Below are 6,405 nucleotides of genomic sequence, written 5' to 3'. Positions count from 1 at the left end.
CCACGCGCTGTCTACCATTTCGTCTTAATTTTCCGCAAACGGTGTGGCGGTGCTATGCACAAATTGGCCGCGATTCTTTGCACTTTTCACTTGCGAAAAACACATCCTCTCGACCCCCGTGAAAGCCAGGGATCCCAACCATATCAAGTTGGTTCCCGGGTTCACTAAGTCGATGGATTATTTTCCGTTTTCTAGAAGGCATTACAACCTCTTCACAGGCTAAAAACGCAAGCCGTGCGGCTAATATGTCTTGTACAGCATACGAGACATGTACATTTTCGGATTTCCGATTCTCTAACAAACCTCACCAATCATATGTGAGCCACAATTACATCTATCAACCTCAAATTGTGGTCATTATGTGGCTTGTGGTCCATATGTGTTGACTACTTATCAAGTCCATACTCAAGTTTCATTCGTTCCTCTAGATGTTCATTTACATACGCTCGAACGAACTTGTCCCGCTTGTCTATATCCTCTTGCTTTCGGAATAAGCCTACAGATTTCATTCGTTCTTCTTTTGGTATTGTAGACCACATATTGAGCGCTTCATCTTCTAACTGTGTAATAACACGACGCTGAGTGATCATATCATCAAGTCTTTTTTGCTTCTCCTCTGCCGGATCTATTGGTTTCGGTAATTGTTTTACAAGTTCGGCATACTGTTGCCTGACCTCTTCAACTTGGGCTGCTGCAATCTGTTGGGCAGCACTGCGTATTTCACGCATAATTATCTCCATATCGACCACTTGTGGGACACTTGTGGTTTCATCAGGAGGGAATGGACGTAATTCAAAGGTTTCCTCAAGGATTGAAAAAATCCCCTCTAATAACCACTTATTTTCCCGTTTGTCCAAAATGAATCGAGCAATCTCTAAGTCAAGTTCGTCATAAACCTTCGCCCCGGCTACTCGGTTTACATAGTGTAAACGTCTCTCTTCAAGCGCTTTGAACCAATTGTCCACTGTATTAACATGTTTCCCAATCTCTTTAGCAAAGTCACTAATTTGATAAAATTCCATTTCACATCACCGCCAAATTTGTACTGCACTTGTGTTGTGTGTTCTACAAGTGGTTCACAATATGTAAAACACATGTAGTACACACGCCACATATAGACCACATAACTAATCGACTAGTTAACTATTTTAAAAACTCGATAATCGTTGTCATATCAAGGATTGTGTCTTGGTTTGCATCATATTAATGCTCATTCATTTGATGTGAGAGACTGTTTTTTTGGTTCGCCATACACTTCTATCATCGCAGAGCGCTTAATTAGTATTAGCTTATCGCTTTTTCGATACCCATCACTCGGAAATCGTTCATCTAGTAAACGGTGACGCAAGGTACTGACTGCTTTATCCCATATCTTGGCTGCTTCTGTGATCGTTATAACTTCATACAAGCAATCATGTGTAGTTACTTGTTTTTTCATGTACTCCCCTCCATTATTAAAACCCATAGTACCACGATATCGTGTTGCTTAATAGGTTGCTGCATACTTACTTTTTGCGTACTTAGACACACCCATTGAGTAGTTAGGAAGGAAAGCCCAAAAATAGGGCTTTCCTTCTTTGTTTTAGGGTTTTTGCTTCCCATTGTTGTCAATGGGCTTTCGCGGCATATGCTCCCTTCGCTCCGCTATTCCACGTCCCATTGACAACGAGTTATCTAGGAAATAAAGCGGGATTTTCCTTGGTATAACGGGATTTTTCCCTTTCGAATACCACGATATAGTGGTATAATGGTTTTGTAAGAGATGACCTCGTAAGGAGTGAGAATCAATACAATTATGGGTACCCGAACTCGCGGCAATAACACCAGATCTTTATGGTACAGAGGAGGTAACTCTTGGTGAAAAGGAAGTGGTTGCAAAGTTTTTTGCGCTTGGCACTGGATTATCGTGGTATGTGGTCGAAGCTCAGAAACAAGAGAATGGGGATGTGTTATTTTTTGGGTATGTAGACACGGGGGATTACAACAGTGAATGGGGATACTTTTCCCTTTATGAGCTGGAACAACTGCAATACGGCGCTATTCCACGAGTTGTGCGTGATTTGTATTTTTCAAGGAAGAAGTTTAGTGACATCCACTTGGCTGCTGTGAGAAGTAAAACCGATTGAACGAAAAAGACTCTCCGTTTGCTCCGGAGAGTCTACCGTCTACGAAATATTCTTATTGACAGTTTATCTAATCGAATTCTTGAAGTCAAGAAATGGAGCGATATAACCATGGAGTTCAAGATCATCAGTTGTTTACTTGTTGTCTTTTTCTATTTCATTTGCAACTGGTTTTGTAAAGCAGATGAGTCAATTTTAAAAGTGAAGCAGGATTCAGAAGCTCATACGGCTACAGTGCAGAAGGAGAGTGCGCGATATGGGCATCGTGTATGAGAAGAATGTACAGTGTCAGTTTTTACTTGAGACAATTGTCGAGATGTCGCGTCATATTCAGCTTCTTCAAGAGCGCTACATTTTGCCGCAGGATATTTCCAGCACGGAGCTAACAGCTTTCATTTCTATGTGTGCAACAGAATTCAACGACAAGCTTGGCGAGCAGTTTCGGAATTCTCCAAACAAGTATAGTGATGGATATTACTACGCTGTCGACCAGTTCCTCATGAAATGTCTTGAGGTGCAATATACAGAAGAGTTGGAAGAAGCCAGAATGGCTGCTCCAATTGTGGTCATCAAATGGCATCGAGCTGACATTCAGGATGCATTAGAAGATAAGGGGATCGAGGCTACGTCTGCAAACGTGGATCGCTATGTACAAAGTGAAGCAATTCGTTTGTTCCAGCAGAGGTGTGTTTCTTATGGAGCCAACGCGATTCACGATTCTCTTGATGAGGTATTTGAAATCTAACTGTAGGGCAAGGGAAACCTTGCCCTTTGAAGGGGAATAAACCATGCCATTGAATCTGGGGACTCCGGTTGTTTTCAAGCAGATTGACCTATTTGATATAGCGGGTCAAAACCAATGGGAGGAAGAAATTAAAGCATCTCATTTCGCTTTATGTGAAGTGGAGTAATGGTTTGGATTTCGAGGGGCGGCTGGTCGCAAAAGGTTGGTGGTTCGAACGTGAGGATTTGAAGGATTATCACTGGCTGGATATTTAAAACACAAATAGGCCGAGGGCAGCTCCTCCTCAGCCAAAGCTCTAATATGTACTGTGGCCAACTTTACTCCAGAACTTCGAGCGGATTACCATGGACTCCAGCTCGCTTCGTGCATTGCGTGGTGTTGACGGCTAATCGCTGAGGCGCCTCTCACTTTCACCCACCACACTATTGGTATTCCCGATATGATTTACAGATATACCATTTTGCCCGCGGAACGACCACTTTCAAATTCGACAATTGCAACAAATACAAAGCCACATTAACGTGATGTCACTCTCTTAAAAACATTGATATTGCGGTGATTTTTGATTGTATATACCACTATATCGTGGTATAATGAATCTATCAAGAGGAAGGGAGGTTGATGAAAGGAGGTGATGTTTTATGGCAGGTTGGACGGCTTGCATCATTGCCGTCTGTAATGTTTTGGTCGCATTCAGCACAGTCGCTATGAAGTTGCTGGAACTAAAAGAGTCTTCCCGCCACCAACGGGAAGACTCCGAGACCACCGACAGCAAAGGTCAATGACCGATACTGTCACTGAATGATTTATGGGAGGGGCGTAGCCCCTTCCCATAGCCTGCCTAAATATTGTACTACCAGTTTACTTATTTTTATGCCAGCCGACAAGAGAAGGAGCGTGATGAATTGACCGTGATGGCTTTGTTGAGCGCCGAAGGTGCCTTGTTGGTCATATTGTGTGTAATGGCCTATGGGGGTTGGAAAAGAAGAATTCGCAAACGTAAGAAATGAGTCGATGGCGGCCACAGGCTTGCCAAAGGAGGAATATAGATGAGTTTGCAACAGTTGGACAAGCCACAAATCGAGGCGCTGCTGAAAGCCCAGGTGCATGAGGAAGTGCGTCGGACGCCGGAAGGGTTCGCGATATTTAATTCTTGTGCGCACACGCTGATAGATCTCTCTGGTGAAACGGAGATGCACACCGTCAGTTTGAAACTCCGGAACGGTGACTGCCTAACCTTTTGTGTGATCCCACATGACACTATTTGCCCAGGTGGAGGATGTGTGGATATTCAGTATCAAGGTACAAACACAGAATCAACAATGATCGGCTTTACAGAAGGGAAACGTGATGAACGGATGAGTCACAACCTTTACAGTTTGGATTATAAACGTAAGTGAATTGGTGAATGGTTTCGCCAAATGAGTTGGGCGTGGCTCTGCACTGCCCAGCTCATTTGGCGCCACTCTTCATTTTCCGTTTGCACCATGTTGTACTTTGTGAATGACTTTATTGGAATCGTTTAAGGAGTGGGTTCAGAATGGAGCCTATTATCGAGGAAATGTTGATGGCGAACCCAGAAGGGATTGCGCATCGATTGCGGTTGACCTATACAAGATCCAACTTTCTCCTTAATCCGCTGCGTATTGCTGAATACCACGGGATCACAGTGAAAGCGGCCGACTTTCACAAGGGGGATATTAAGGGAATCATCAAAAAAGATGACTCTTGTATCTTTCTGAACGACAGAGATTCCCTGAATCAAAAACGTTTTTCACTTGCTCACGAACTGGGTCATTATTTCCTCCACTTTCCCCAAAGTGATGCATTTATATGTACTCAAGCATTTTTCGAAGTCAATGGAATACACGATTTGAATGATGATGAGAAAGTAAGGGCAATCGTGGAATTGTATGCAAATCGGTTTGCGATGGCGCTGTTGCTTCCATTTGACGAAGTATATAGAGAATGGCACTTGGCAGACACGATTGAACATATGGCTGATCGATTTGGCGTTCCAGTCCAAATTGTTTCACACCGTGTTTGTGAAATGAGGAACCTAGGATTTTCACTGTAAAAGGGGAATCATTGATGCTATTTCTTTTAAACGGGTGGTCACCGATTATTATTACTGGACTTAGTATAATTATTGGATTTTTAATGGTGATCTATATTCCATTTGTCATAAGGATGATTGATGGTCCATTTGTTGTAGCGGTAGTAACGTGTTTTATCGGATTGATTATCGCAATCACAGTACCCGTTGCAATTCACATCACCTACAAGGAGACTCTAACAAATATAGAATCAAAAGAAAAAATGGCCGTTTCCCCATTATTGAAATCTGGTGTCGCAGCCGTCGAAGATGAGGGGCCGGGCGGTTTTGGGATGAGAGTGGTATCTGTTTTGGAGAACAATGGAGACGCCGGACATTTTTATTATTCTCCACAGACCAACAAAGCAATTAAAATGCAGTAGAATTGACCGACGATGAGGATTTAAAAGTCATTCCCTGTACAAGAGATTGGAATTAAATAAGAGAGCATCTACATAAGCCTGCCAGCCTAGATGCTCTCAACGATACGGCACGCACAGGGCGTAATCGCTTAGACCATATTGTACATTTTATCTTTTATGGCTATCGGATTTTCGTATTGAAGTCCGCAAATTAAACGATAGTTACAACACCATTTTCTGATGAGCGTTTGACCAGCTACGCTATGATTATAATAAAAGTTTTGGAGGGCCATTTTTGCGTAAAGGTTTCATTTTTACTATAAATGCACTGCTTGTGTTAATTTCATTTTTTTGTGGTTATCTTACCTTGGGGCAACATAAGGTATGGGGGATCGGGATATTTGCTTTCGCCATTATAAGTTATATTGCTATCGTCGTATTTTCACGATTACATCTTCGACAACTAGCGTTAAGAATAGATGTCATTGATTTTATTTTAGCGTTTCGTGAATATGAAGAATTGCACTTATCTGGTATACCCAAGGGGTCACCTGCTTGGTTTGATGCGATACAGGAATTTGAGCGTCGCTTAGAAAACAAACCTGTGAATTGGAAGTTAACATTTTCCCATGTTAAGGAAGAAGCGAGTTTAGAGTTTGAACAAAGTTTGCAGAAATGAAATCGCTGCGGAAGTGAGCTGTTTTCGCCAACTGCAAATCAAGTTTCCTTTGGCCATCGAACGGCCACCCGTTTGCGCTACGGAGCCAACTTTCGAGAACAGAACTCGAAAGTGGGTCTCCGCTTAACGCGCATGGCCAAAAAAACGGGCCACCACGGGTCCCCGGCCTGATGGAAGAGCGCAGGTCAAAAGAAATATGGACAACTGCATTAGGTTGAATGGGAGGAACCCAAAGAACAGATTCCTCTCATTCAACGGTAAAGGTGAAAACCAGACATGCGTCTGGTTTTTTGATGACTCATGCTTAGGAGCCGGGGCCTCCCGCTCATAGGCTATCACGGCGCGCTTCTCCCCATAAAGCATTTTGGTCTCCTTATCCTCCCTCTGGTCCGGTACCGCCC

At 43.0% G+C, this 6,405-nt stretch carries 10 protein-coding genes; 7 read left to right on the top strand and 3 right to left on the bottom strand.

What is annotated here, in order from left to right:
- Positions 1-386 precede the first annotated feature (386 nt).
- Positions 387-1,022 (bottom strand): MerR family transcriptional regulator, encoded by a 636-nt coding sequence (locus ACFSB2_RS16425; RefSeq protein WP_377944187.1) that lies wholly within the window; start codon positions 1,020-1,022, stop codon positions 387-389.
- Between the two features lie 188 nt (positions 1,023-1,210).
- The gene (locus ACFSB2_RS16420; protein WP_377944185.1) at positions 1,211-1,438 is read right to left on the bottom strand and encodes a helix-turn-helix domain-containing protein; all 228 of its coding nucleotides are present in this window, start codon (positions 1,436-1,438) and stop codon (positions 1,211-1,213) included.
- A 430-nt stretch (positions 1,439-1,868) separates the two neighbouring features.
- Here ACFSB2_RS16420 and ACFSB2_RS16415 point away from each other — a divergent pair, with 430 nt between their 5' ends.
- From ACFSB2_RS16415 to ACFSB2_RS16385, 7 genes are all read left to right on the top strand, one after another.
- Positions 1,869-2,126, top strand: a complete 258-nt coding sequence (locus ACFSB2_RS16415) for a DUF2958 domain-containing protein (RefSeq protein ID WP_377944184.1) — start codon at positions 1,869-1,871, stop codon at positions 2,124-2,126.
- Between the two features lie 253 nt (positions 2,127-2,379).
- On the top strand, positions 2,380-2,868 hold the full coding sequence (locus tag ACFSB2_RS16410) for a hypothetical protein (RefSeq protein ID WP_377944183.1): 489 nt from the start codon (positions 2,380-2,382) through the stop codon (positions 2,866-2,868).
- A 641-nt stretch (positions 2,869-3,509) separates the two neighbouring features.
- Positions 3,510-3,653: a hypothetical protein gene (locus ACFSB2_RS16405; protein ID WP_377944182.1), complete on the top strand. Its 144-nt coding sequence runs from the start codon at positions 3,510-3,512 to the stop codon at positions 3,651-3,653.
- Between the two features lie 264 nt (positions 3,654-3,917).
- Positions 3,918-4,268 (top strand): hypothetical protein, encoded by a 351-nt coding sequence (locus tag ACFSB2_RS16400; RefSeq protein ID WP_377944181.1) that lies wholly within the window; start codon positions 3,918-3,920, stop codon positions 4,266-4,268.
- A gap of 140 nt (positions 4,269-4,408) precedes the next feature.
- The gene (locus tag ACFSB2_RS16395) at positions 4,409-4,945 is read left to right on the top strand and encodes an ImmA/IrrE family metallo-endopeptidase (RefSeq protein WP_377944180.1); all 537 of its coding nucleotides are present in this window, start codon (positions 4,409-4,411) and stop codon (positions 4,943-4,945) included.
- A 14-nt stretch (positions 4,946-4,959) separates the two neighbouring features.
- Complete coding sequence (locus tag ACFSB2_RS16390; protein ID WP_377944179.1) at positions 4,960-5,346, top strand: hypothetical protein; 387 nt, start codon at positions 4,960-4,962, stop codon at positions 5,344-5,346.
- 274 nt (positions 5,347-5,620) lie between these two features.
- Complete coding sequence (locus tag ACFSB2_RS16385; RefSeq protein ID WP_377944178.1) at positions 5,621-6,004, top strand: hypothetical protein; 384 nt, start codon at positions 5,621-5,623, stop codon at positions 6,002-6,004.
- A 123-nt stretch (positions 6,005-6,127) separates the two neighbouring features.
- On the opposite strand, the gene ACFSB2_RS16380 is transcribed toward ACFSB2_RS16385, so the two are convergent.
- Positions 6,128-6,405: hypothetical protein (locus ACFSB2_RS16380; RefSeq protein ID WP_377944177.1), on the bottom strand; the 278-nt coding region annotated here is incomplete at its 5' end.

Source organism: Alicyclobacillus fodiniaquatilis (genome assembly GCF_042678105.1).
GTDB classification, from domain to species: domain Bacteria; phylum Bacillota; class Bacilli; order Alicyclobacillales; family Alicyclobacillaceae; genus Alicyclobacillus; species Alicyclobacillus fodiniaquatilis.
This window is presented reverse-complemented; position numbering and strand designations above follow the sequence as displayed.